Raw genomic sequence first — 23,001 nt, forward strand, 5'->3', positions numbered from 1 at the left:
TCTACCACGAGAGGCCGGGCAGGATGGCGGCGGGATGCAGGCCGGAGGCGGCGGCCTCCGCGGGGGCTTGCGCGGGCTGCGCGGCATGGATGCCTGAGAGAACCCAGCAGCTATCCAGGCCGGCGGCCTTGGCGCCGGCTATGTCGGTGCGCAGCGAATCGCCGACGGCAAGGGTGCGCGCGGGCACGGTGCCGAGCATGTCCAGCGTGGGCTGGTAAATGGCGGCGTCTGGCTTGCCGCGTTGGATCACTTGGCCGCCATCGGCCTCGTAAAGCTGGGCGAGATACCCCGCGCAGATGATGCGTTCCCCACCCTTGATCACTTCGAGGTCGGGGTTGGCGCAGATCATTTTCAGCCCGGCGCGCAGGCAGGCGGAGAGAACCGGGCGGTACAGCGCGGGGTCATGAGGGCCAAGCTCATCGTCTGGCCCGGTATTCAGCACGAAATCCGCGGCCTCCGGGGCCGCGGCCTCCTCGTAATTCAGTGTGTCGAACACGTCCCGGTCGCGCGGCGGGCCGAGATGATATAGCCGTCTGCCCAATGTGGCGAATTCCGCTGGACGTTCCTTGAGGCCCAGATGCACCGCCTCGCCGCTGGACATGATGCCCGCATAGAGATCTGGCGTGACCCCCATGCTGGCGAGCATGCGCGCGATGCCGTGCGGACGGCGCGGGGCGTTGGAGAGAAACACCACCCGTTTTCCGGCCTCGCGCAGCCGTTCCAGGCAATCCAGCACGCCGGGATAGGGGGTGAAGCCATCATGCACCACCCCCCAGAGATCGACGATGAACCCGTCATAATGCCGTGCCAGCGCGCCGAAACCGCTCATAAACCCGCTCCCACCGCTTCGGAGACGCTGGAGAAGCCGCGCTGGCGCAGCAGCCCGGCCAGCCCGGCCTTCAGCTTCGGCAGCATCGCGGGGCCCTGATAAGCGAAACCGGAATAGATCTGCACCAGAGAGGCGCCGGCCAGCAGCTTGGCCAAGGCGTCTTCCGCCGTGAACACGCCCCCCGCGCCGATGAAGGCCAGATGTTTGCCCGCGAGCTTATAGGCTCGCGCCAACATGGCGGTGGAGGGGGCGAACAAGGGCGCGCCGGACAGCCCGCCGGTTTCGCGCTTAAGCGGGCTTTTCAGGCTGTCCGGCCGGGCGATGGTGGTGTTGGAGACGATCAGCCCGGCGACATTGTGCCGCATGGCGGTCGCGATCACCGCCTCCAGCCCCTCTTCCGAAAGATCCGGCGCGATTTTCACATAGACCGGCTTAGGGCTGGCGATGCCTTCGAGGATCGCGGCGAGGCGCTGTTCGGATTGAAGATCCCGCAGGCCCGGTGTGTTGGGTGAGGAGATGTTGATGGTGATATAGTCGGCATGAGGGGCGACCGCCGTGACCAGGGCGGGGTAATCGCGTTCCGGATCGGCGCCTTCCTTGTTGATGCCGACATTCGCCCCCAGCACCAGGGCGCTGCGGTCGACCTGCCTGAGATTGGCGATGTAGGCCTCCAGACCGGCATTGTTGAAGCCCATGCGGTTGATCACCGCCTTGTCCTCGGTGAGGCGGAACAGGCGTGGGCGCGGGTTGCCCGGTTGCGGGCGCGGTGTGACGGTGCCCGCTTCCACGAAGCCAAAGCCCAGCCGCCCCAGGGCGGTGACGGCCTGGGCATTCTTGTCGAACCCGGCGGCGAGGCCGATGGGGTTGCTGAGAGATCGGCCAAAGGCCTGGGTGGAGAGAATGGGCGCATCCGGCCGTGTGTCCCGGCCGGCCAGCCCCCAGCGCAAGGCCAGGAGCGAAAGAGTATGGGCGCGTTCGGGGTCCAGCCTGCGCAGGGCCGGCATCAGGAAGGGCGGCGCGAGGATCATTTCACATAGACGAGAATAACCGCGTCCAACCCAGCGGTCTTGGCGCCGGAACTCACACGTGTGGCGGGTACGCCATCGGCGATGATGGATTTGGCGATGGCTTTGGCCTGTGGCGCGAGGCCGGCGAGGGTCTTGGCGTCGGCATCGGGATTGCCGGTGGCGGGGGCTTCGGCCATCACCTCGAAGCTGGCGTCCGGCTTGATGGCCAAGGCCTGCTTCACGGCGCTTTTCAGCGGCGCCTGGAAATCCCGCGTATCGGGCAGGATGGAGACCAGGGGAATGCGGTTCTTGAAGGCATCCGCCGCCGCGATGCTTTGCGTGTCCGCTCCCACGGGGTTGGGGGCGAATGTCTGGCGGCCCAGCGGGGCGCAGGAGGCCAGGGCGAGGGCGGGGAGCAAAAAAAGGGCGCGGCGCATATGCAACATGTAGTCGCAGGCCGCTTGCGCGGCAACAAGCCGGAGGCCATGCTGGCGCGAGGTTTCCGGTAGTTGAGGCGAAGTCCATGTACGATCTGTTCATCCGCAACGCGAATCTGCCCGGTGGGCGCAAGGGGGTGGATATCGCGGTGCGCCAGGGGCGGATCGCGGCGGTGGGGGCGGCATTGCAAGGGCAGGCGGCACGGGAGATCGACGCCACGGGCCGGCTGGTTTGCCCGCCCTTCGTCGATTCGCATGTGCATATGGATTCCACCCTGTCGCTCGGCTTGCCGCGCCTGAATGCCTCCGGCACGTTGCTGGAAGGCATTGCCCTCTGGGGCGAGCTGAAACCGCATCTCACCCAGGAGGCGATTTACGAGCGCGCCAGGAAGCTTTGCTATTGGTCCGCCGCGCGCGGCACGCTGGCCATACGCTCCCATGTGGATGTGTGCGACGACCGGCTGCTGGCGGTGGAGGCCCTGGTACAGCTCAAGCGCGACATCGCCCCCTGGATCGATCTGCAATTGGTGGCGTTTCCGCAAGACGGGTTCTACCGCTATGGAAAATCTGAGGAAAATCTCCGCAAGGCGTTGAAAATGGGGCTCGATGTCGTGGGTGGCATTCCTCATTTCGAGCGCACCATGGAGGATGGCCGGCTCTCGGTGCAGGCATTGATGCGGATCGCCGCCGATGAGGGGCGGTTGGTGGACATGCATTGCGACGAGACGGACGATCCGCTCTCGCGCCATATTGAGACGCTCACGGCGGAAACGCGGCGTCATGGCATGGCTGGGCGGGTGGCGGGCTCGCATCTCACTTCAATGCACTCGATGGATAATTATTACGTCACGAAGCTCATTCCGTTGATGGCCGAGGCGGGAATCGCCGCCATCGCCAATCCGCTGATCAACATCACCCTGCAAGGACGGAACGATACCTACCCGAAGCGGCGGGGCATGACCCGGGTGAAGGAGCTGATGCAGGCGGGTGTGCCCGTGGGGTTCGGCCATGATTGCGTGATGGACCCGTGGTACAGCCTGGGCAGCCACGACATGCTGGAGGTGGCCGGAATGGGGCTGCATGTGGGGCAATTGACCGGGCTGAAGGAGATCGACGCCTGTTTCGGCGCGGTGACCGAGGTGCCCGCCCGGATCATGGCCCTCGAAGGCTACGGGTTGGAACCAGGCTGCCGCGCGGATCTGGTGATATTGCAGGCCGAGGACGAGATGGAGGCGATCCGCTTGCGCGCGGAGCGGCTTTATGTGATCCGGCGGGGGGCGATACTGGCCGAGAGCGCGCCGCGCGAGGCGGTGGTGAGGTTTGGCGAGGAGACGCGCCATCTGGATTTCACCCGGAAAAATCTCGGGTGAGGGGGGGGGGGAGGGCCAAGCCGGGCATGGGGCGCATGGCTGCTGCCCGGGCTTTTCGCCCCTTGGCGCCATCGCCATGCTTTCGTTGAGCCAAGCCGGGCGTCTATGAGGCCCATATGAAGAAAATCATGCAGTTTCTCCCTGATGGCTTTACCTTGGCCATCGTGGCGACGGTGATTGTCGCCTCGATCGTTCCTTGCCATGGCATCGGGGCCGTTATTTTCAGCCATCTGACGACGTTGGCCATCGCCGCGATGTTCTTCATGCAGGGGGCGCGGCTGTCGCGGGAGGCCGTCATTTCGGGGCTGGCCCATTGGCGGCTGCATCTGACCATCCTGTTCAGCACGTTCGTGATTTTTCCGGCCCTGGCCTTCGGGTTCCGGGGCTTGTTCCCGCATCTCATCAGCCCGGCCGTGATGGTGGGGCTGCTCTATATCTCGCTGCTGCCCTCCACCGTGCAATCTTCGATCGCCTTCACCTCGATCGCGCATGGCAATGTACCGGCGGCGATTTGTTCGGCCACATTCTCGACCCTGCTGGGCGTGATCGTGACGCCGCTCATGTCGGGCCTGCTGCTCAACACGCAAGGGGCGGGGGGCGGCGATGACGGGTTGCGCGGTGTGGGGGCGGTGTTTCTGGAATTATTGCTGCCTTTCCTCATCGGTCAGCTGTTGCGCCCCTGGATCGCCGATTGGGCCGCGCGTAACAGGAATATCCTGAAGATCACTGATCGTGGCTCGATTATCCTGGTCGTGTACACGGCTTTCAGCGCCGCGGTGATGCGCGGGCTATGGCATCAATTGCCGTTGTCTGGTTTTGCCGAGATCGTCGTCGCCAATGCCGTGCTGCTGGCCCTGGTGCTGCTCATCACCACCTTTGGCAGCCGCCTGCTGGGCTTTGCCAAGCCGGAGGAGGTCGCCATCGTGTTCTGCGGCTCCAAGAAAAGCGCGGCGACGGGCGTGCCGATGGCGAACGTGCTGTTCAGCGCCTCCACGGTGGGGCTGATCGTGCTGCCGCTTATCATTTTTCATCAGATGCAGCTCATGGTCTGCGCCGTGCTCGCCAAGCGCTATGCGCGCCAGTACGAGGCGGGGCTGAAGGCGGAGGGGGTTTCGGTCTATTCGGCGGAATAGAGCCGGATATCCGAAACGCCTCCGTGCCTTGCGTGAACTGGCCGCCTGTCCCGGAAAAGGCGGCATGTGGAGAAGGTCTCAGACCATCCGAGACTGTTTGACCGCCGCCGCGATGAACCCCCGGAAGAGCGGGTGCGGCGCGAAGGGCTTGGATTTCAGCTCGGGATGATATTGCACGCCGATGAACCAGGGATGGCTGGGATATTCGACGATTTCCGGCAGCACCCCATCGGGTGAAAGGCCGGAGAAGCGCAGCCCCTTCGCCTCAAGCTGGTCGCGATAATGGATATTCACCTCGTAACGGTGCCGGTGGCGCTCCTCGATATTGGCGGCGCCGTTGTAAACCTCGCGCACCAGCGAGCCTTGGGCGAGCATGGCCGGGAAGGCGCCCAGGCGCATCGTGCCGCCCAGATCGCCGTCCGCGCGGCGGCGTTCGATCTCGTTATCGCGCGCCCATTCGGTCATCAGCCCGACAATGGGGGTTTCGCAGGGGCCGAACTCGGTGGAGGAGGCGCTCTCCATACCCGCCAGATTGCGCGCGCATTCGATCACGGCCATCTGCATGCCAAAACAGATGCCAAGGAACGGCACCTTATGCTCGCGGGCAAAGCGCACCGCCTCGATCTTGCCCTGGCTGCCGCGCTCTCCGAAGCCGCCCGGTACCAGGATGCCGTGCACGCCTTCCAGCTGTTCCACGGCGTCCGGCTGCTCGAAGATCTCGGCATCCATCCAGTCCAGCTTCACCTTCACCTTATTGGCGATGCCGCCATGGGCCAGCGCCTCGGCGAGGGACTTATAGCTGTCCAGCAGGTTGGTGTATTTGCCCACCACCGCGATTCGCACCTCCCCCTCGGGGAAGCGCACGGTCTCGATGATGTCGCGCCAGCGCGAGAGGTTGGGCTCGGTTTCGAAGGGCAGGCCGAAATGGCGCAGCACCTCCCGGTCCATTCCGGCCTCATGGTAGGAAATGGGCACGGTGTAGATCGTGTCCACATCCAGGGCGGGCACCACGGCTTCCGGGCGGACATTGCAGAAACTGGCGATCTTGCGACGTTCATTTTCCGGAATCGGACGGTCGCAGCGGCAAATCAGCATGTGCGGCTGGATGCCGACATTTTGCAGCTCCTTCACCGAATGCTGGGTCGGCTTGGTCTTCAGCTCGCCGGCGGAGGGAATATAGGGCACCAGGGTCAGGTGCACGAACATTGCCTGCGCCGGGGTCAGCTCGTTGCCAAGCTGGCGGATGGCCTCCAGGAAGGGCAAGGATTCGATGTCGCCCACCGTGCCGCCGATCTCGACCAGTACGAAATCTAGCCCATCCGTCTGGTTGAGGATGGTTTCCTTGATGGCGTCGGTGATGTGCGGAATGACCTGGACGGTGGCGCCCAAATAATCGCCCCGGCGCTCCTTGGCGATGACCTCGGAGTAGATCTTGCCGGTGGTGGCATTGTCCGCCTTGTTGGCGTGCACGCCGGTGAAGCGCTCATAATGGCCGAGATCCAGGTCGGTCTCCGCCCCGTCGTCGGTCACGAACACCTCACCATGCTGGTAGGGACTCATCGTGCCCGGATCGACATTGAGATAGGGGTCCAGCTTGCGCAGCCGGACCGAATAACCCCTGGCTTGCAGCAGGGAACCGAGGGCCGCCGAGGCAATGCCCTTACCGAGGGACGAAACCACGCCGCCGGTGATGAAAACGAACCGCGTCATGGAATCCAACCTTACATGAGTCGCGCCAAGGGAGAGAAGAGGGCCGCGCGGTATTACTGCGCCTTGCCAGACGCGGGGGTAGCCGGCGCGGGCACGGCGTCGGCCGGGGTTTGCGGCAAGGAGGAGGGCGAAGGCACGGCGGGCGTGTTGGCGGCGGGGGCCGTGGCGGGGGCCGCCGGTGTGCCGCTGGGGGCTGGCGCCGAGGGGGATGCCGGGGCCGGGCCGTTCAGGATCGCCGCGTTGCCGCTGGTGGTGCTGCCCTTGTAGAGCAGTGCCAGCGCCAGGGAGAGCACGAAGAAGGCCGTGCCCAGAATGGCGGTGGTGCGGGTGAGCAGGTTCGCCGTGCCGCGCCCGGTCATGAAGTTGCCCATGCCCTGGCCACCGCCAAGACCCAGACCGCCGCCCTCGCTGCGCTGGATCAGCACAACACCGATCAGCGCCACGGTGACGAACACATGCAGCACGAGAAGAACCTTGATCATCGAAAAATCCGGAAAATAAAATCAGGCGCGCTTCTAGAGCCTGGGCGCGGATAGTTCAACCGCGCGGTGCCGCATTGGCGATGGCCAGAAAATCCTCCGCCTTCAGGCTGGCGCCGCCGACCAGCGCGCCGCCGACCTCGGGCAAAGCGAGCAGGCTGGCGGCATTGCCGGGTTTCACCGAACCGCCATAGAGAATCTGGATTTTCGCGCCCGCCTCCCCGAGCTGCGCCAGCAGGGCGGCGCGGATGTCGGCATGCATGGCGGTTATATCGGTTTCCGTGGGGGTGCGCCCGGTGCCGATGGCCCAGACCGGCTCATAGGCCGCGACGCCCGCGAATCCGGCGGGCAGGGAGTGCTGAAGTTGGCTGCGCACCACTTGCATGGCTTCGCCGGCTTCGCGCTCGGCCTCGGTTTCGCCCACGCAGACAATGGGGATGAGCCCGGCCGCCATGGCCGCCTCCGTCTTGGCGCGAATCACGGCATTGGCCTCGCCATGGTCGTTGCGCCGTTCGGAATGGCCCAGAATCACATAGCGCGCGCCGACCTCGGCCAGCATTGGCGCGGCGATGTCGCCTGTATGTGCGCCTTGCGGATTGGCGTGGCAATCCTGCCCACCCAGCGCCACCTGGCTGCCTTTCAGGGCCGCGGCAAAACGGTCCAGCAGGGTGAAGGGCGGGCAGACGAGCAGATCCACATGCGTGGGGGCGGCGAGAACCGCGCTGGCATAGGCCGGAACATCCGCCAGCTTGCCGAACATTTTCCAGTTGCCCGCAATAAGTTGCCGCATGCCGCGTTCCCTTCTGATTAATATTGCACGTTGCTTGAGGATTTGGTTTTGCTGCCATGCAGCAAAACCGCTTTTATTCCGATGCTGCGGCGCAGCATATTGAGGCTGTTTCCAGTAGAGGAGAATTTCGGATGCTGTTCTTTCTGGCCATCCTGGCCCTTGCCGCCGTGTCGCTGCTGATGGTGCGCGCCATGGCTGTTTCCGGCGTCAAACCCGCCACCGAGGCGCGCCCGCCGCGCGCCCGTATCTCCCATGCCCCCGCCCGTCAGGTGCTCGATGCCGCTGCCTTGCAGGGGCTGTATTGAGCCATTTGGGATACCGGCCGTGAGCATGCCGCGCAATGGCGCGCGGCCGGTATACCGTAGCCTCTGAATTGCCCAGTTCATGCCGCCTAGCTATAGAGGCGGCGGTTTTGGGTAAAGAGAGACGATGCTGGTCTGGGTCCGGAATTTAATGGCAAGCTGGGTGGCGCGGATTTTTTTCGTGCTGCTCATTGTGATTTTCGTCTTTTGGGGCGTTTCCAACGTCTTCACTTTGACGGGGAGTCCCACCGCCGTGGCCACGGTCGCGGGCAAGCCCGTTGATATCAGCGTGGTGCAGGCGGCGTATCAGCGCGCGCTGAACCAGTATCAGCAGCAGGGGCGCCAGCCGGACCAGATGGTGCGGCGCCAGCTTGCCCAGCAGGCGTTGTCGGATGCCATCCGCCAAGAAATATTGCGCCAGGCCGCCGTGCAATATGGGTTGGGCGTGCCCGATGCCGCCGTGCGCGCGGTGCTGGACACAATCCCGGCCTTCCAGACCAATGGCGTGTTCGACAAGGCCAAGTTCACCCAGTTGCTGGCGCAGAACGGCATCTCGCAGGATAGTTTCATCGACGAGATCAAGGACGAGGTGATCGAACGGCAATTGATCACGCCGCTGGTCAATGGGGCGGCGGTGCCCAAGACCATGCTGAACCCGATTTTCGCCCTGCTTGATGAGCAGCGCACGGCCTCGCTCGTGAATATCCCGGTGGCGGCCCAGGCGGCACCCGCCGCGCCCGCCGACGCGGTGCTGCACCGTTACTGGTTGAACCATCAGGGGGATTTCACCGCGCCGGAATATCGCAAGGTGCAGGTGGTGATCTTGTCGCCGGCTTTGCTGGCGCCAGATGAAACCGTGCCACAGGCGCAGATCGACGCCGCCGTGGCGCGTGCCGAGGCCACCAGCCCCAGCGTGCCGGTGCGCAGCGCCGAGGTGCTGTCGGTGGAGGATCTGGCCGATGCCTCGCAGCTCATGGCGGCCTGGCAGAAAGGGGCGAGCTGGGACAGGATGCAGGCCCTGGCCAAGCAATATCACGCCACGCCGGTGCCGTTGAGCAAGATGCAGCAGGATCAGATTCCCTCAGCCTCCTTGGCGCAGGCGGTGTTTTCCGCCCAGAAGGGAGAGGTGGTGGGGCCGATCGCGGGCAGCCTGGGCATGTATGTGTTCAAGGTGACCGCCACCGGCCAGAGCGGCCCCGACAAGGCGCAGCTCACCACGCAGGTGACGGGACAATTGCAGTTGCAGATGGCCCAGGCGGCGGTGGCGAAAAATCTGGATGCGCTGCAGGACGCGCTGGCCGGGCAGACGCCGCTGAATCAGCTTCCTGGCAATCTCGGGCTGGTTGCGGTGGAAGGCACGCTGGATGCCGACGGCAATGCGCCGGATGGCGCCGCCGCGCCGATTCCCGGCGGGAACGCGTTGAAGAGCGCCATCGTCAAGGCTGCTTTCGCGGCGTCGAAAGGTCAGGCGCCGAAACTGCAGAGCGGGCCCGATGGCAGCTATTACGCGCTGGCCGTCCAGGATGTGACCGCCCCGGCGGTGACGCCTTTCGCCCAGGCCAGGGCGCATGTGCTTGCGGTCTGGACACGCCAGCAGCAAAAACGCGAGGCCGAGGTGAAGGCCGCCGACCTGATGCATGCGGTCAATAGCGGTGCGAATCTGAATATGGCGGCGGCGGCGGATGGGTTGAGCGTCACGCAAAGCCCGCCTTATACCAGCGGGGCGCAGCCGCAGGGCGAACCGTCGCAATTGGTGCCGGTGCTGTTCAGCTTGAAACAGGGTGAGGCGACGATGCTCAATAACAGCACGAGCTTTACCGTGGCGGTGTTGACCCAGGTGCAGGAGCCGACCCCGCAGAGCGACCCGGCCGGCTATGCGCGGCTGCGGGAGAATCTCAATAAATCCTTGCAGGATGATCTGGGCGGGAGTTTCCTGGCCGGGCTTCAGGCACGTGACAAGGTGACAGTGAACCAGAAACTATTTTCGCAACTCTATCAGTAAGCAGGATGATATGAACGCCGTTTCGCCAGACCGTTTCGAGACTTTCCGCGCCGCCTATGATCAGGGCCGTGGCGCGCTGGTCTGGCGTCACGGGATCGCGGATTTGCTTACCCCCGTCGCCGCCTTCCTGAAGGTGGCGCATGGCCAGCCTTATTCCTTCCTGCTGGAAAGCGTGGAAGGCGGCGCGGCGCGCGGGCGCTATTCCTTCATCGGCATGGCGCCGGACTTGGTGTGGAAATGCGAGCATGGCGTGGTCTCGGTAAACCGCGACGCCGCGCAAGCGCCGGAGGCGTTTACCCAGGTGCTGGAAGCGCCGTTGAAAAATCTTCGTGGCCTGATCGCCGAGACGCGCCTTGAAGTGCCGGAAGGGCTGCCGCCGGGCATTGGCGGGCTGCATGGCTATCTTGGCTACGACATGGTGCGGTTGATGGAGGAGCTGCCGGCGTTAAAGCCGGATGTGCTCGGCATTCCCGAGGCCATTCTCACCCGTCCCGGCCTGCTGATCGTGTTCGACGGCGTGACGGATGAGATCACGCTGGCCGCCCCGGTCTATCCGCGCGCGGGGGTGGACGCCGCCCAGGCCTACGCCACCGCCGAGGCCAGGCTCAACGCTCTGGCGCAGGCGCTGGAAAAACCAGTGCCGCCGCTCACCGGCAGGCTGCTGGCGCCGATTGAGCAAAGCTCCAACATGGAGAAGGACGAGTTTCTGGGCGTTGTGGAGACGGCCAAGAACTATATCCGCGCGGGCGATGCCTTCCAGATCGTGCCCTCCCAGCGTTTCGAGGCGCCGTTCTCCTTACCGCCCTTCGCGCTGTATCGCTCCTTGCGCAGAATCAACCCCGCCCCCTTCCTGTTCTTCTTGGATTTTGGGGCTTTTCAGGCCGTCGGTTCCTCGCCGGAGATTCTGGTGCGGCTGCGCGAGGGCACGGTGACGATCCGCCCGCTGGCGGGGACGCGCAAGCGTGGCGCCACCACCGAGGAAGATGTGGCGCTGGAGCAGGATCTGCTGGCCGACCCGAAGGAGAGGGCCGAGCATCTGATGCTGCTCGATCTCGGCCGCAACGATGTCGGCCGTGTCTCCCAAACCGGCTCGGTGCGGGTGGCGGAAAGCTTCGCCATCGAACGGTTTTCGCATGTGATGCATATTTCCTCGACCGTGGAGGGCAAGCTGAAACCGGACTTGGAGGCGTTGGACGCCCTGATTGCCGGTTTTCCCGCGGGCACGCTCTCCGGCGCCCCGAAGGTGCGGGCGATGCAGATCATCGAGGAGCTGGAGCCTTCGCGGCGCGGGCTCTATGCGGGGTGCATCGGCTATTTCGCCGCCAATGGCGATATGGATACCTGCATCGCCCTGCGCACGGCTCTGGTGAAGGACGGCAAGATGTATGTGCAGGCGGGGGTCGGCGTGGTGGCCGATTCCGACGCCGAGGCCGAATATATGGAAAGCGTGCAGAAGGCGCGGGCCTTGTTCCGCGCCGCCGAGGATGCGGTGCGTTATGTCGCCGCGCCGGAGGTTTGAGCGATGATTCTTCTGATCGACAATTACGATAGCTTCACTTTCAATCTGGTGCAGTTCTTCGGCGATCTTGGCGCCGATTGCGTGGTGAAACGTAACGATGCGCTGAGCACGCGGGACGTGCTGGCCATGGCGCCGGAGGCGGTGGTGCTCTCGCCTGGCCCCTGCACGCCCAACGAGGCGGGCATCTGCCTGCCCATGGTGCAGGCCGCCGCCGAGGCGAAAATCCCCTTGTTCGGCGTGTGTCTGGGGCATCAGGCCATCGGGCAGGCTTTTGGCGGGCAGGTGGTGCGCGCCCCTGAACCCGTGCATGGCAAGACCAGCCCGGTCTTTCACGATAATACGGATGTGTTCGCCGGGCTGCCCAACCCGTTCACCGCCACGCGCTATCATTCGCTCATCGTGCAGCGCTCCAGCCTGCCCGCCAGCCTGGTGCCCACCGCCTGGACGGAGGATGGCATCGTCATGGGGCTGCGTCATGAGGAATTGCCGATTTATGGCGTGCAGTTCCATCCGGAGAGCATCGCCACGTCCCATGGCCATGATATTCTCCGCAATTTCCTGCGTCTGGCGGGGGTAAAGGCGCCGGTTGGCGCGTGAGTACCTCGCTTAAACCGGTATTGGCGCGGCTGGGCCGCGGTGAAAGCTTGTCCGCCGCCGAGGCGGAGGATGCCTTCGGCGTGGTGATGGACGGGCAGGCCACCCCGGCGCAGATCGGCGGGATGCTGATGGCCATGCGCGTGCGCGGCGAGACGGTGCCGGAACTCACCGGCGCCGTGACCGCCATGCGCAAGCGCATGACGCGGATCGAGGCGCCGGAAGGCGCCATCGATGTCTGCGGCACGGGCGGGGATGGTGCCGCCAGCCTCAATATCTCCACCGCCGCCACCTTCGTGCTGGCGGCCTGCGGCGTGCCGGTGGCCAAGCATGGCAACAAGGCGCTGTCCTCGCGTTCGGGAGCCGCCGATGTGCTGGCGGCCCTGGGCGTGGCGATCGAGCCGCCGCTGGACCGGCTTTCGGGGATTTTGCGCGATGTGGGATGCGTGTTTCTGTTCGCGCCGCGCCACCATCCGGCGCTGCGTCATGCCGCACCGGTGCGGGTGGAGCTGGGCACGCGCACATTGTTCAATCTCACCGGTCCGATGGCCAATCCCGCCGGGGTGACGCGCCAGCTGATGGGGGTGTATGATCCTGCTTGGCTGCGCCCGGTGGCGGAGACGCTGCGCGACCTTGGCACCGAATCCGCCTGGGTGGTGCATGGCGGCGGCATGGACGAGCTGGTCCTGGAGGGAAGGAACGATGTCGTCTCCCTCAAGGCGGGCCGCATCGAGGTGTTTAGCGTCACGGCGATGGAGGCCGGGCTGGCTTCGGCCCCCTCGGCGGCCTTGAAGGGCGGCGATGCCAGCTATAACGCTCACGCGCTTCTGGCCCTGCTGCGCGGAGAAAAAGGGGCTTATCGTGATACGGTGCTGCTGAACGCCGCCGCCGCTTTGGTGGTGGCGGGGCGGGTGGAGACATTGCCCCAGGGTGTGTCCCAGGCGGCGAAGGCAATTGATGAAGGTACGGCTCTGGCGGTTCTTGAACGGCTGAAGAGTGTGTCCGGAGAGCAGATATGAACATGATGGTTGACGACGTGCTGGCGAAGATCTGTGCCCATAAGCGCGCGGAGGTCGCCGAGCGTCAGGCCGCGAAACCGCTGGACGAGTTGAAGGCCGAGGCGCGGGATGCGGGCAAGACACGCGGTTTCGCCAGGGCACTGATGGACAAGGCGGCCGAGGATCGGGCGGGCCTGATCGCCGAGATCAAGAAAGCCTCGCCTTCCGGCGGGCTGATTCGTCCGGATTTCGACCCCTCGACTCTGGCCCGTGCCTATGAGGCGGCGGGGGCGACCTGTTTGTCCGTGCTGACGGATGAGACATATTTCCAAGGCACGCCGGAACATCTGCGCGCGGCGCGCGAAGCGGTGGAACTGCCCGTGCTGCGCAAGGATTTCATGCTGGATGAGTATCAGATCTATGAAAGCCGCGCGATGGGGGCGGATTGTATCCTGCTGATCATGGCGGCGCTGGACGACACCAAGGCGCGCGAGCTGGAAGGGCTTGCCCGGGCGCTGGACATGGACGTGCTGGTGGAGGTGCATGAGGAACAGGAGCTGGAGCGCGCGCTGCTGCTGCAAACCCCCTTGCTCGGCATCAATAACCGTAACCTGAAAACCATGGTGACGGACATCGCCACCACCGAGACGCTCTCCAGCCTCTGCCCGCCGAACAAGTTTCTGATTTCTGAATCCGGTATCAAGACCCATGCGGATGTCGAGCGGCTGCGCAAGGTCTGCGTGCAAGGCTTCCTGGTCGGCGAATCGCTGATGCGCCAGGATGATGTGAGCACCGCCGTGCGCGCGCTGCTAGGACATTGAGCGACCTGACCCATATTGGGGCCGATGGCGCGGCGCGGATGGTCGATGTCTCGGCCAAGCCGGTCACGGCGCGCGAGGCCGAGGCCAGGGGCCGGGTGATGATGAAGCCCGAAACCGCGTCTCTGATCCGCGACGGCCAAGCCGCCAAGGGGGACGTGCTGGCGGCGGCGCGGATCGCGGGCATCATGGGCGCGAAGAAAACCGGCGAGCTGATCCCGCTCTGCCATCCCTTGCCGCTGGACATGGTAACGGTCGGCCTCACGGTGGAGGAAGCTTCGGTGGAGATTGTCGCCGTCGCCCGCACCACCGGGCGCACTGGCGTGGAGATGGAGGCGTTGACGGCGGTGAGCCTGGCGGCGTTGACCATCTATGACATGATGAAGGCCGTGGACAGGTGCATGAGCATCGAGGCGGTACGTCTCACCCGCAAGAGCGGTGGCAAGAGCGGAGAGTTTTCAGCGCCATGAGCACCGGGGCATGATCAGCGTCGAGGAAGCGCGGGCCAGGATTCTCGCCGCGCTGAAACCGGTGCCGGTGGAGATGGTGGGGCTGGCCCAGGCGCATGGGCGGGTGCTGGCCAAGCCCGTGGTGGCACGCTTTACCGTGCCGCCAGCCAATCTCTCGGCCATGGACGGCTATGCGGTGCGCGCGGATGACACGCGGGCGGGGGCCAGGCTGCGGGTGACCGGGCAGGCGGCGGCGGGGCATCCTTTCGCGGGCGGTGTCGGCGGTGGTGAGGCTGTGCGGATTTTCACCGGCAGTGTGCTGCCGGCGGGCGCGGATGCGGTGCTGATCCAGGAAAACACCCTGGTGGAGGGCGAGGATATTCTGGTGAACGAACCTGTCGGGGCGGGGCGGCATATACGCCGCGCCGGGCAGGATTTCGTCGCCGGTGACGAGGTGTTACCGGCGGGGCAGCGGCTTTCCGCGCGCGATATCGGGGTGGCGGCGGCGGCGGGGCATCCCTGGCTTTGCGTGCATCGCCGTCCGCGTATTGCGATTCTCTGCACTGGCGATGAAATCGCCTTGCCGGGTGAGCCTGTGCCGGAGGGGGGCATCGTCAATGCCAATGCCGGGCTGCTGGCGGCCTTTGTCTCGGCCTGGGGCGGTGAGGCGCTGTTGCTGCCCATCGCCAGAGACACCGAGGATGCGGTGGCGCTTGGCGCGGCCGAGGCGCGCGGCGCGGACCTGCTGGTGACCACTGGTGGGGCCAGCGTGGGCGCGCACGACCTGGTGCTGGCCGGGTTGAAGTGCCAGGGATTCGCGCTGGATTTTTGGAAAATCGCCATGCGTCCAGGCAAGCCGCTGATCTTCGGTGCCATCGATGGGCTGCCCGTGCTGGGGCTGCCCGGCAATCCGGTTTCAGCCTATGTTTGCGCGGTTTTGTTCCTGGCGGGTGCCATGGATCTGCTGGGTGGGGTGCCGACGGCCGGGCCCGTGCTGGAGCAGGCCCGGCTGGGGGTGCCCATGAAGGCGAATGACCGGCGGGAGGATTATGTCCGCGCGCATTTGGTGTACGACGGTGCTGGCTGGGTGGCGACACCGCTGCGGGTGCAGGATTCCGGCATGTTGCTCGCCCTGGCTGGAGCTCAGGCGCTGATTCGTCGCCCCGCGCATGCTCCCGCGGCGGAAGCGGGTGAAAATGTCGAGATTTTGCGCCTCGGCATGGCTTGACAGGGTTGACGCGAAAACGAGAACTAAACTAGAACATCTGTGAGTTTACGCTTTTTTCCAAAGGCTTTCATTCCCGGAGACGTTCGATGCTCACCCCCAAGCAGCATGAATTGCTGTTATTCATCGACAAACATCTGCGCGAGACCGGTTGTAGCCCCAGCTTCGAGGAGATGAAGGAGGCGCTGGATCTGCGCTCCAAATCCGGCATTCACCGGCTGATCTCGGCGCTGGAGGAACGGGGGTTTTTGCGCCGCCACAAGCATCGCGCCCGCGCTCTGGAGGTCACGAAACTGCCGCAGGATCTCAGCCCCCGCCAGCCGGAGGCGCGCGGCTTCGCGCCCAATGTGATCCAGGGTAATTTTTCCTCCCGTCTGCCGGGTTTGCGTGCCGAGGCGGCGGAAGCAGGCGCCATTTCCCTGCCGCTTTATGGCAAGATCGCCGCCGGCCTGCCGATCGAGGCTTTGCGCGACAATGAGGAAACGGTCGAAGTGCCGATGTCCCTGCTGGGCGGGGGCGAGCATTTCGCCCTCACGGTTGAGGGCGATTCGATGATCGAGGCCGGAATTCTGAATGGGGATACGGTCATCATCCGCCGTGGAGACAATGCCGATAACGGGCAGATCATCGTGGCGCTGGTCGATGAGAACGAGGTGACGCTGAAGCGGTTGCGCCGGAAGGGGCAGTCTATCGCCCTGGAGCCCGCCAATGTGAATTACGAGACGCGGATTTTTCCGGCTGAACGCGTGCGCGTGCAGGGCCGGCTGGTGGCGCTGCTCCGGCAATATTAAAGTCTTTGCGGCTTGGACTGAGCCGCCGCTCCAAGGGGCTGGTCAGTCGATAGCCTGAAATCATTTACGATTTTCACGGCGGGTGGGGCGCTTGTGAAAGTCGCCCCAACCCCTTGAAATCTTGCGCGCGTTCAAAAAGAGGGGCACCGGCCCCGTGAGGGCGGCGGCGCGCCGTTTAGAATTTCTTGGTTTGATTGCGCCGCCGCCGCTGCTGTTCGCTCAGCTTGCCGCCGGGCTTGGCATTAGGCGCCTTGTCGCCCGGGGATTTTGGCTTGAAGGCGGGTTTGGCTGGCCCGTCATAATGCGGCCGGGCCACGCCGGGAGGGGCGGCGGGTTCGATTCGCGCCTCGCCTTGCCCGGCGGCGGCATGGGCAAATGCCTGTGCAACATGCGGGGCGATCTCGAATTTCGTCTCCCGGTCGAAGATGCGGATGCTGCCGATCTCCTGCTTGGTGATGCCACCCGCCTTGCAAATCAGCGGAACCAGCCAACGCGGATCGGCGTTTTGCTTGCGCCCCAGCGCCACCCGGAACCATGTGCCATTGCCCGTTTCCTTGCGCGCGCCATTGGCCGCGCGCGGCGCGCGGGCCGGGCGGGTGGGTTCCGGTGGAAGGATGGTCACATCCGCCGGGACAGGTAGATTGGCCTGGGCCAAGGTCACGAAGGCCGCCGCGACCGCGTCCGGCGCGGCGCGTTCCAGCAGCTTGGCGGCCAGGGCCAGGGTGGTTTCGCTGGGCGTGCCCCGCAGCAATGCATGGTTTAGCAACCGCTCCTCGTCCTTGGCGCGGATATCCTCCTTCGTCGGGGGATCGACCCAGATCGCCTCGGCATTGGCCTCGCGCAGCAGCATCTCGGCCCGGCGGCGGCGCATTGGCGCTACCAGCAGCACCGAGACCCCCTTGCGCCCGGCGCGCCCCGTGCGGCCGGAACGGTGCAGAAAGGTGGCCTTGTTGGTTGGCAAATCGGCATGGATGACGAGATCGAGGTCCGGCAGATCCAGCCCGCGCGCCGCCACGTCGGTGGCGATGCACACCTGGGCGCGGCCCTCGCGCAGGGCGGAAAGGGCGGCATTGCGCTCGGCCTGGGAAAGCTCGCCAGACAGCGCGGCGGCGGTGAAGCCGCGCGCCACCAGGTTCGTGTGCAGGGTGCGCACATTGTCGCGTGTGGCGCAGAATACCAAAGCCCGGCTATCCTGCGCGCGCAGGATATTCACCAGCGCGCCTTCCAGCTCATGCCCGGCCACGCGCACGGCGCGGTATTCGATGTCCGCGTGCGGCTGGTTGGCGGCCACGGTGTCGATCCGCAGGGCGTTCTGTTGATAGGTACGCGCGAGCGCCGCGATCTCGCGCGCGATGGTGGCCGAGAACAGCAAGGTGCGCCGGCTCTGCGGCGCGGCGCCGAGGATGAATTCCAGCTCTTCCCGGAAGCCGAGATCGAGCATCTCGTCCGCCTCGTCCAGCACCACGGCTTCCAGCTCGTCCAGCCGCAGATTGCCACGCTCGATATGATCCTTCAGCCGCCCCGGCGTGCCGACCACGAAATGACAGCCTCCCGCCAGCAGCCGGGCCTCGCGGCGGGGATCCATGCCGCCGACGCAGGACAGAATCCGCGCGCCGGTGAATTCATAAAGCCAGGTGAGTTCCGCATGCACCTGCAAGGCCAGCTCGCGTGTCGGGGCGATGACCAGCACCAGCGGCGCTTGGGTGGCGGGCATGCGCTCGCTCTCGCCCAGAACGGTGTCGGCCAGCGCCAGCCCGAAGGCGACGGTTTTGCCGGATCCGGTCTGGGCGGAGACCAGCAGGTCCCGTTCTTTGGTTTCAGGGGCCAGGACGGCACTCTGCACCGCGGTGGGGTCGGCATAGCCGCGTTGGGAGAGGGCTTTGGCGAGGCTGGGATTGGTGACGGGAAAGGCCATGGGCGCGGCTCTTACGGGTTGGCCGCCCGGGGAACAAGCGGTGGATTAGCCGGGCAGATGCGCGGTTTGTGGCGTAAACGCAGGGCTTGGCCGCTTGGTATGCGAAAAAGGCGGGTATTTTGGCCAAAATGCCCGTGCTAGCGTTGCATTTCGGGATTGAAGGCTGTCACGGGCTGCCTTATGCTGCTCGCGCTTGGCTTGTGCCCGGTGCCCCGAAAAGTCTTTTAGAGGACAGTTTTTATAGTGCGACCCCCCAAAAATGACCGGCAGCGGCAGAATCGCCGTCGCGGTTTCGACGACGATAATTTTTATGGCAACGCTCCTTCCTTCCCGCCGTCTTTCTCGGGGTTTGGAGCGACCTCCTCGGCACCGGAAGCAAAGGCCACGGTGAAGTGGTACAATCCCGAAAAGGGGTTCGGCTTCGTTGAGATGGCCGATGGCTCGGGCGATGTGTTCCTGCATGCCAATTCCCTGCAAAGCGCGGGTTACCAGTCGGTTACGCCGGGCTCCATCCTGCAAATTCGCGTTGGCCAGGGCCAGAAGGGCCGTCAGGTCAATCAAGTCATCTCCGTGACCGAGGGTGAGGCCCCCCCGCCGCGTAGCGGTGGCGGCGGTTTCGGCGGCGGCGGTTTCGACCGTCCCCGTGCCCCGCGTCCGCCCCGCCAGCAGCCTTCCGGCCCGGCGGTGGAAATGGTCGGTGTGGTGAAATGGTACAATGCGACCAAGGGGTTCGGTTTCATCAGCCCGGAGAGCGGCGGCAAGGACGTGTTCGTGCACGCCACCGCGCTGGAAACGGCTGGTCTTTCCCCGCTGCAGGAAGGTCAGTCGGTGAAGATGAGCGTGGTTCAGGGCGCCAAGGGGCCCGAGGTCTCCGAGATCAGCCTGGGCTGAACGCCTGTTTTATCACGAAGAACCCCGCGCGAGCGGGGTTTTTTATTGCTCGTCCGCCTGTCGCCCGTTCAAGGGGCATGGCAGACGGCCTCCAGATTATAGCCATCCGGATCGAACACGAAGGCGCCGTAATAATCCGGGTGATAATGCGGCCGCAATCCTGGAGCGCCATTATCCCTGGCCCCGGCGGCCAGGGCCGTGCGGTAAAATGTGTCGACGGTGTCGCGGTCGCGCGTGGTGAAGGCGATATGGGTGCCGGTTCCCGGCGTTCCGGAGGCGTTGATCCAGAAGAAAGCCTCCGGAGCGACGCCGAATCCGGCGTAGGTTGCATTGTCGCCATAGAGCAGGGTGATGCCCAGGACCGGAAAAACCGCCTTGTAGAATGCGAGGCTCGCCGGGAAATCGGCCACCCTCAATGAGACATGGTCAAGCATGGCTGAAAATATCTGAGCTGTGCAGCCGTCTGACCCCGGCTTTTTCCAGCCCCGTCCAGGCGGCGGCAAGGGAGCCGTCGAGATTGATGGCGCGGGCCGCATCCTCGATGATGGCGGCGGCGAAGCCAAATCGCCTTGCATCCTCCGCCGTCCAGGCCACGCAAAAATCCAGCGCGAGGCCGCATATATATAAGTCGGTGATCCCGCGTGAGGCGAGGTAGCCATCCAGTCCAGTGCGGGTGGCGCGGTCGGCTTCCAGAAAGGCGGAATAGCTGTCCACGTCCTTGTGGCTGCCCTTGCGGATGATCAGGCTGGCATGGGGGATATTCAGCCCCGGATGCAGCGCGGCGCCGGGGCTGTCCATCACGCAATGGGTGGGCCATAGAACCTGACGGCCATAGGGGAGGTCGATGCTGTCGAACGGCGCCTTGCCGGGATGATTGGCCGCGAAAGAGACATGCGCCGCCGGGTGCCAGTCCTGCGTCAGCACCACGGTCTCGAAAGACTGGCCGAGCTCGTTGACCAAGGGCACGATGCTGTCCCCATCCGGCACGGCGAGCGCCCCGCCGGGGCAGAAATCGGGTTGGAGATCGACGACGATGAGGGCGGTGTGTTTTTGCATGGCTTGTATCTAAGTGGAAAATTTCAAGAGGCGCTAGACAGGAGCCGGGGGTTGAGCTAAGGCTCCGCCCCTCGGAACGCGGGAGGCAGGGGACAGGTGTGCCCGGCCGCCAGAACCGCGGTCCAATGACGGTCGGATGTTCCGGCTGTTCATGGGATGAAAGGAGCCAGAAATGGCGAAGAAGATTGTCGGCTATATCAAGCTGCAGATCCCCGCGGGCAAGGCGAATCCCTCGCCGCCGGTGGGTCCCGCGCTCGGCCAGCGCGGTCTGAACATCATGCAGTTCGTGAAGGAATTCAACGCGGCCACGCAGCAGATGGAGCCGGGCATGCCGGTGCCGGTGGTGATCACCGCGTTTGCCGACCGCACTTTCTCCTTCATCATGAAGACCCCGCCCAACACCTATTTCCTGAAGAAGGCGGCGGGAATCGACAAGGGTACCACGACCCCGGGCAAGGGCGCGGCCGTGGGCAAGGTGACCATCGCGCAGCTGCGCGAGATCGCCGCGACCAAGATGAAGGACATGAACGCGAACGATGTTGACGGTGCCGTGCGCATGCTGGCGGGGTCCGCCCGCTCCATGGGCCTGACCGTGGTGGAGGGCTGATAAGATGGCACATGACAAGCGTCTGAACGCCGCCCGCGCGACCGTTGAGCGTAACAAGCTCTACGCCCTGACCGACGCCGTGGCGCTGGCCAAGAAGAACGCCACCGCCAAGTTCGACGAGACCATCGAGATCTCGCTCAATCTTGGCATCGATCCCCGCCATGCCGACCAGATGGTGCGTGGCCTGATCTCGCTGCCGAACGGCACGGGCAAGACCCTGCGCGTGGGCGTGTTCGCTCGCGGCGCCAAGGCCGAGGAAGCCCAGGCCGCTGGCGCGGACGTGGTGGGTGCCGACGATCTGGCTGAGAAGGTGCAGGCTGGCGACATCCAGTTCGACCGCTGCATCGCCACCCCGGACATGATGGGCGTGGTCGGTAAGCTGGGTAAGATCTTGGGCCCGCGCGGCCTGATGCCGAACCCCAAGCTTGGCACCGTGACCATGGATGTGAAGGGCGCCATCACCGCCGCCAAGTCCGGTCAGGTTGAGTTCCGCGCCGAGAAGGCCGGTATCATCCATGCCGGCATCGGCAAGGCGAGCTTCGAGGCCGACAAGCTGGTCGAGAACGCCAAGGCGCTGATCGACGCTGTCCAGAAGGCGAAGCCGACGGGCGCGAAGGGGACCTACCTGCAGAAGGTTGCGCTCTCTTCCACCATGGGGCCCGGCGTGCATGTGGATGTTTCCTCCGTCGCCTGACGGAGGTTGAGGATACGTTCCGGCCCATGGGCCGGAACGGGCAGGGGGCCGCGAGGCTCCCGACCTGTCCAAGACCGTATGCACCTTCGGGTTTAATGGGTTCGCCCGCACGCGGTAGAGGGGTGCCAATGTTTCGCTTCGCGGCGAGGTTTTGGTGGTTCTGACAAAGGACAGGCGAAAGCGGCCGGGATGGTCCCGGTTGCTTGGGTAACCTGGGCAGGGCGGCGGCAACGCCAAGCTGTCCATCAAGTTGGAGACGGATGTGGATCGCATAGAGAAGCGTGAATTCGTCGCTGAGCTGTCTGCGGTGTTCGCGGACACGTCCATGGTCGTCGTCACCCAGAACAAGGGGATGACGGTGGCGGATGTGACCGTTCTGCGCCGCAAGATGCGCGAGGCGGGCGTGAGCTTCAAGGTTGCGAAGAATCGTCTGGCCCTTCTTGCTCTCGAAGGAACCCGGTTCGACGGTATCGCGCCCCTGATGAAGGGGCCCACGGCGCTGGCTTGGTCGCAAGACCCGGTCGCCGCCGCCAAGGTTGCCGTCGACTTCGCCAAGACCAATGACAAGTTCGTTCTGTTGGGCGGTGCCCTCGGCAATCAGGTTCTGAATGCCGACGGCATCAAGGCGCTCTCCGAGCTGCCGTCCCTGGACAGCCTGCGCGCCAAGATCCTGGGGCTCATCCAAGCCCCGGCGACCAAGGTGGCCGGCGTTCTGCAGGCTCCGGCCGGACAACTTGCGCGGGTCTTCTCGGCGTATGCCGATTCCCAGAAGGGCGAGGCGGCCTGAATTCTATCGCTCGCTTGCCGCTTTTTCGCGGGGCCGCGTGGTGCGGCCTTGCATTGAACCAAACAAAGCCTATCTTATCGAAGGATTTTTTAAATGGCTGACCTGAACGCGCTCGTTGAAGAGCTGTCGAAGCTGACCGTGCTGGAGGCCGCCGAGCTCTCCAAGCTGCTTGAAGAGAAGTGGGGCGTCTCCGCCGCCGCGCCGGTGGCTGTTGCCGCCGCCGCTCCCGCTGGTGGCGGTGCCGCCGCTGGCCCGGCCGAGGAGCAGACCGAGTTCACCGTGATCCTCGCCGCCGGTGGCGACAAGAAGATCAACGTGATCAAGGAAATCCGCACCATCACCGGCCTGGGCCTCAAGGAAGCCAAGGATCTGGTCGAGGGTGCGCCGAAGACCGTCAAGGAGAATGTCTCCAAGGATGAGGCCGCGACCATCAAGAAGACGCTGGAAGAGCAGGGCGCGACTGTCGAGGTCAAGTAACCCCGCTTTCCGTCCCGGCGTGATATTGCCGTGGCGCGTATAGGATAAAGGGACAGGCGGTGACCTTTTGGTGGCCGCCTGCCACCCGTTTTTTACAAGACGACGCTTTTTAGACGACGAT

Annotated in this window: 25 protein-coding genes; 16 read left to right on the forward strand and 9 right to left on the reverse strand. The window is 64.8% G+C overall.

Going from position 1 to position 23,001, the window contains the following annotated elements; all coding sequences use genetic code 11:
• Nucleotide 1 precedes the first annotated feature (1 nt).
• The 3 genes from AB7D48_RS10865 to AB7D48_RS10875 are packed head-to-tail and all read right to left on the reverse strand — an operon-like array spanning nt 2 to nt 2,273.
• Nucleotides 2–829 carry a TIGR01459 family HAD-type hydrolase gene (locus AB7D48_RS10865; protein WP_427978818.1) on the reverse strand — a complete coding sequence of 276 codons (828 nt, stop codon included), beginning with the start codon at nt 827–829 and terminating at the stop codon, nt 2–4.
• Nucleotides 826–1,857, reverse strand: coding sequence for a quinone-dependent dihydroorotate dehydrogenase (locus tag AB7D48_RS10870; protein WP_427978820.1), 1,032 nt, complete (start codon nt 1,855–1,857; stop codon nt 826–828). Before AB7D48_RS10870 ends, AB7D48_RS10865 begins: the two co-directional genes overlap by 4 nt.
• Nucleotides 1,854–2,273: a hypothetical protein gene (locus AB7D48_RS10875; RefSeq protein WP_427978823.1), complete on the reverse strand. Its 420-nt coding sequence runs from the start codon at nt 2,271–2,273 to the stop codon at nt 1,854–1,856. Before AB7D48_RS10875 ends, AB7D48_RS10870 begins: the two co-directional genes overlap by 4 nt.
• An 86-nt stretch (nt 2,274–2,359) precedes the next feature.
• On the opposite strand from AB7D48_RS10875, the gene AB7D48_RS10880 reads away from it, so the two are divergent.
• Together AB7D48_RS10880 and AB7D48_RS10885 are read left to right on the forward strand one after the other, a co-directional pair.
• On the forward strand, nt 2,360–3,643 hold the full coding sequence (locus AB7D48_RS10880) for an amidohydrolase family protein (RefSeq protein ID WP_427978825.1): 1,284 nt from the start codon (nt 2,360–2,362) through the stop codon (nt 3,641–3,643).
• A 128-nt stretch (nt 3,644–3,771) separates the two neighbouring features.
• Nucleotides 3,772–4,776, forward strand: a complete 1,005-nt coding sequence (locus tag AB7D48_RS10885; RefSeq protein ID WP_427978828.1) for a bile acid:sodium symporter family protein — start codon at nt 3,772–3,774, stop codon at nt 4,774–4,776.
• A gap of 78 nt (nt 4,777–4,854) precedes the next feature.
• On the opposite strand, the gene AB7D48_RS10890 is transcribed toward AB7D48_RS10885, so the two are convergent.
• The 3 genes from AB7D48_RS10890 to tpiA are packed head-to-tail and all read right to left on the reverse strand — an operon-like array spanning nt 4,855 to nt 7,755.
• Nucleotides 4,855–6,486 (reverse strand): CTP synthase, encoded by a 1,632-nt coding sequence (locus tag AB7D48_RS10890; RefSeq protein WP_427978831.1) that lies wholly within the window; start codon nt 6,484–6,486, stop codon nt 4,855–4,857.
• 53 nt (nt 6,487–6,539) lie between these two features.
• Nucleotides 6,540–6,968 carry a preprotein translocase subunit SecG gene (secG, locus tag AB7D48_RS10895; RefSeq protein ID WP_427978834.1) on the reverse strand — a complete coding sequence of 143 codons (429 nt, stop codon included), beginning with the start codon at nt 6,966–6,968 and terminating at the stop codon, nt 6,540–6,542.
• 55 nt (nt 6,969–7,023) lie between these two features.
• A complete protein-coding gene (gene tpiA / locus AB7D48_RS10900) occupies nt 7,024–7,755 on the reverse strand; it encodes a triose-phosphate isomerase (protein ID WP_427978837.1) in 732 nt (243 codons plus the stop codon).
• 131 nt (nt 7,756–7,886) lie between these two features.
• Here tpiA and AB7D48_RS10905 point away from each other — a divergent pair, with 131 nt between their 5' ends.
• From AB7D48_RS10905 to lexA, 9 genes are all read left to right on the forward strand, one after another.
• Nucleotides 7,887–8,060: a hypothetical protein gene (locus AB7D48_RS10905; RefSeq protein WP_427978840.1), complete on the forward strand. Its 174-nt coding sequence runs from the start codon at nt 7,887–7,889 to the stop codon at nt 8,058–8,060.
• A 124-nt stretch (nt 8,061–8,184) separates the two neighbouring features.
• The gene (locus AB7D48_RS10910; RefSeq protein WP_427978843.1) at nt 8,185–10,059 is read left to right on the forward strand and encodes a SurA N-terminal domain-containing protein; all 1,875 of its coding nucleotides are present in this window, start codon (nt 8,185–8,187) and stop codon (nt 10,057–10,059) included.
• A 10-nt stretch (nt 10,060–10,069) separates the two neighbouring features.
• On the forward strand, nt 10,070–11,578 hold the full coding sequence (gene trpE, locus AB7D48_RS10915) for an anthranilate synthase component I (protein WP_427978846.1): 1,509 nt from the start codon (nt 10,070–10,072) through the stop codon (nt 11,576–11,578).
• Between the two features lie 3 nt (nt 11,579–11,581).
• Nucleotides 11,582–12,175, forward strand: coding sequence for an anthranilate synthase component II (locus AB7D48_RS10920; protein WP_427978849.1), 594 nt, complete (start codon nt 11,582–11,584; stop codon nt 12,173–12,175).
• Nucleotides 12,172–13,191 (forward strand): anthranilate phosphoribosyltransferase, encoded by a 1,020-nt coding sequence (trpD, locus tag AB7D48_RS10925; protein WP_427978852.1) that lies wholly within the window; start codon nt 12,172–12,174, stop codon nt 13,189–13,191. The genes AB7D48_RS10920 and trpD overlap by 4 nt, the downstream gene beginning before the upstream one ends.
• Nucleotides 13,188–13,991: an indole-3-glycerol phosphate synthase TrpC gene (trpC, locus tag AB7D48_RS10930; protein ID WP_427978855.1), complete on the forward strand. Its 804-nt coding sequence runs from the start codon at nt 13,188–13,190 to the stop codon at nt 13,989–13,991. The genes trpD and trpC overlap by 4 nt, the downstream gene beginning before the upstream one ends.
• On the forward strand, nt 13,988–14,458 hold the full coding sequence (moaC, locus tag AB7D48_RS10935) for a cyclic pyranopterin monophosphate synthase MoaC (protein WP_427978858.1): 471 nt from the start codon (nt 13,988–13,990) through the stop codon (nt 14,456–14,458). The genes trpC and moaC overlap by 4 nt, the downstream gene beginning before the upstream one ends.
• Nucleotides 14,459–14,468: 10 nt before the next feature.
• Entirely contained in the window at nt 14,469–15,665 is a 1,197-nt protein-coding gene (locus tag AB7D48_RS10940; protein WP_427978861.1) for a molybdopterin molybdotransferase MoeA, read from the forward strand.
• An 86-nt stretch (nt 15,666–15,751) separates the two neighbouring features.
• The gene (gene lexA / locus AB7D48_RS10945; RefSeq protein ID WP_427978864.1) at nt 15,752–16,453 is read left to right on the forward strand and encodes a transcriptional repressor LexA; all 702 of its coding nucleotides are present in this window, start codon (nt 15,752–15,754) and stop codon (nt 16,451–16,453) included.
• A gap of 175 nt (nt 16,454–16,628) precedes the next feature.
• Here lexA and AB7D48_RS10950 read toward each other — a convergent pair whose 3' ends face one another.
• Nucleotides 16,629–18,368, reverse strand: coding sequence for a DEAD/DEAH box helicase (locus AB7D48_RS10950; protein WP_427978867.1), 1,740 nt, complete (start codon nt 18,366–18,368; stop codon nt 16,629–16,631).
• A 243-nt stretch (nt 18,369–18,611) separates the two neighbouring features.
• On the opposite strand from AB7D48_RS10950, the gene AB7D48_RS10955 reads away from it, so the two are divergent.
• On the forward strand, nt 18,612–19,259 hold the full coding sequence (locus AB7D48_RS10955; protein WP_427978870.1) for a cold-shock protein: 648 nt from the start codon (nt 18,612–18,614) through the stop codon (nt 19,257–19,259).
• 68 nt (nt 19,260–19,327) lie between these two features.
• On the opposite strand, the gene AB7D48_RS10960 is transcribed toward AB7D48_RS10955, so the two are convergent.
• Both AB7D48_RS10960 and pncA read right to left on the reverse strand, forming a co-directional pair.
• Entirely contained in the window at nt 19,328–19,669 is a 342-nt protein-coding gene (locus AB7D48_RS10960; protein WP_427978873.1) for a VOC family protein, read from the reverse strand.
• Between the two features lie 16 nt (nt 19,670–19,685).
• Nucleotides 19,686–20,315, reverse strand: a complete 630-nt coding sequence (gene pncA, locus AB7D48_RS10965) for a bifunctional nicotinamidase/pyrazinamidase (RefSeq protein WP_427978876.1) — start codon at nt 20,313–20,315, stop codon at nt 19,686–19,688.
• Nucleotides 20,316–20,487: 172 nt separating this feature from the next.
• Between pncA and rplK the strand changes: the two genes are divergently transcribed.
• The 4 genes from rplK to rplL all read left to right on the forward strand — a co-directional run bounded on the left by rplK (nt 20,488) and on the right by rplL (nt 22,880).
• Nucleotides 20,488–20,922 (forward strand): 50S ribosomal protein L11, encoded by a 435-nt coding sequence (gene rplK / locus AB7D48_RS10970; protein ID WP_427978879.1) that lies wholly within the window; start codon nt 20,488–20,490, stop codon nt 20,920–20,922.
• A 4-nt stretch (nt 20,923–20,926) separates the two neighbouring features.
• The gene (gene rplA / locus AB7D48_RS10975) at nt 20,927–21,616 is read left to right on the forward strand and encodes a 50S ribosomal protein L1 (RefSeq protein WP_427978881.1); all 690 of its coding nucleotides are present in this window, start codon (nt 20,927–20,929) and stop codon (nt 21,614–21,616) included.
• A 262-nt stretch (nt 21,617–21,878) separates the two neighbouring features.
• Nucleotides 21,879–22,403: a 50S ribosomal protein L10 gene (gene rplJ, locus AB7D48_RS10980; RefSeq protein ID WP_427978884.1), complete on the forward strand. Its 525-nt coding sequence runs from the start codon at nt 21,879–21,881 to the stop codon at nt 22,401–22,403.
• A gap of 93 nt (nt 22,404–22,496) precedes the next feature.
• The gene (rplL, locus tag AB7D48_RS10985) at nt 22,497–22,880 is read left to right on the forward strand and encodes a 50S ribosomal protein L7/L12 (RefSeq protein ID WP_427978886.1); all 384 of its coding nucleotides are present in this window, start codon (nt 22,497–22,499) and stop codon (nt 22,878–22,880) included.
• Nucleotides 22,881–23,001: the final 121 nt, after the last annotated feature.

This window comes from Acidocella sp., assembly GCF_050253495.1.
Classification (GTDB): domain Bacteria; phylum Pseudomonadota; class Alphaproteobacteria; order Acetobacterales; family Acetobacteraceae; genus Acidocella.

Excerpts from the sequence above, each read along its gene's own strand:
- AB7D48_RS10940 (WP_427978861.1), top strand. The coding sequence starts at position 14,469 with ATGATCAGCGTCGAGGAAGCGCGGGCCAGGATTCTCGCCGCGCTGAAA.
- rplL (WP_427978886.1), top strand. The coding sequence starts at position 22,497 with ATGGCTGACCTGAACGCGCTCGTTGAAGAGCTGTCGAAGCTGACCGTG.
- AB7D48_RS10865 (WP_427978818.1), bottom strand. The coding sequence starts at position 829 with ATGAGCGGTTTCGGCGCGCTGGCACGGCATTATGACGGGTTCATCGTC.
- AB7D48_RS10905 (WP_427978840.1), top strand. The coding sequence starts at position 7,887 with ATGCTGTTCTTTCTGGCCATCCTGGCCCTTGCCGCCGTGTCGCTGCTG.
- AB7D48_RS10920 (WP_427978849.1), top strand. The coding sequence starts at position 11,582 with ATGATTCTTCTGATCGACAATTACGATAGCTTCACTTTCAATCTGGTG.
- trpC (WP_427978855.1), top strand. The coding sequence starts at position 13,188 with ATGAACATGATGGTTGACGACGTGCTGGCGAAGATCTGTGCCCATAAG.
- trpE (WP_427978846.1), top strand. The coding sequence starts at position 10,070 with ATGAACGCCGTTTCGCCAGACCGTTTCGAGACTTTCCGCGCCGCCTAT.
- AB7D48_RS10880 (WP_427978825.1), top strand. The coding sequence starts at position 2,360 with ATGTACGATCTGTTCATCCGCAACGCGAATCTGCCCGGTGGGCGCAAG.
- AB7D48_RS10910 (WP_427978843.1), top strand. The coding sequence starts at position 8,185 with ATGCTGGTCTGGGTCCGGAATTTAATGGCAAGCTGGGTGGCGCGGATT.
- AB7D48_RS10870 (WP_427978820.1), bottom strand. The coding sequence starts at position 1,857 with ATGATCCTCGCGCCGCCCTTCCTGATGCCGGCCCTGCGCAGGCTGGAC.
- rplA (WP_427978881.1), top strand. The coding sequence starts at position 20,927 with ATGGCACATGACAAGCGTCTGAACGCCGCCCGCGCGACCGTTGAGCGT.
- AB7D48_RS10950 (WP_427978867.1), bottom strand. The coding sequence starts at position 18,368 with ATGGCCTTTCCCGTCACCAATCCCAGCCTCGCCAAAGCCCTCTCCCAA.
- rplK (WP_427978879.1), top strand. The coding sequence starts at position 20,488 with ATGGCGAAGAAGATTGTCGGCTATATCAAGCTGCAGATCCCCGCGGGC.
- tpiA (WP_427978837.1), bottom strand. The coding sequence starts at position 7,755 with ATGCGGCAACTTATTGCGGGCAACTGGAAAATGTTCGGCAAGCTGGCG.
- secG (WP_427978834.1), bottom strand. The coding sequence starts at position 6,968 with ATGATCAAGGTTCTTCTCGTGCTGCATGTGTTCGTCACCGTGGCGCTG.
- AB7D48_RS10890 (WP_427978831.1), bottom strand. The coding sequence starts at position 6,486 with ATGACGCGGTTCGTTTTCATCACCGGCGGCGTGGTTTCGTCCCTCGGT.
- AB7D48_RS10885 (WP_427978828.1), top strand. The coding sequence starts at position 3,772 with ATGCAGTTTCTCCCTGATGGCTTTACCTTGGCCATCGTGGCGACGGTG.
- lexA (WP_427978864.1), top strand. The coding sequence starts at position 15,752 with ATGCTCACCCCCAAGCAGCATGAATTGCTGTTATTCATCGACAAACAT.
- AB7D48_RS10875 (WP_427978823.1), bottom strand. The coding sequence starts at position 2,273 with ATGCGCCGCGCCCTTTTTTTGCTCCCCGCCCTCGCCCTGGCCTCCTGC.
- pncA (WP_427978876.1), bottom strand. The coding sequence starts at position 20,315 with ATGCAAAAACACACCGCCCTCATCGTCGTCGATCTCCAACCCGATTTC.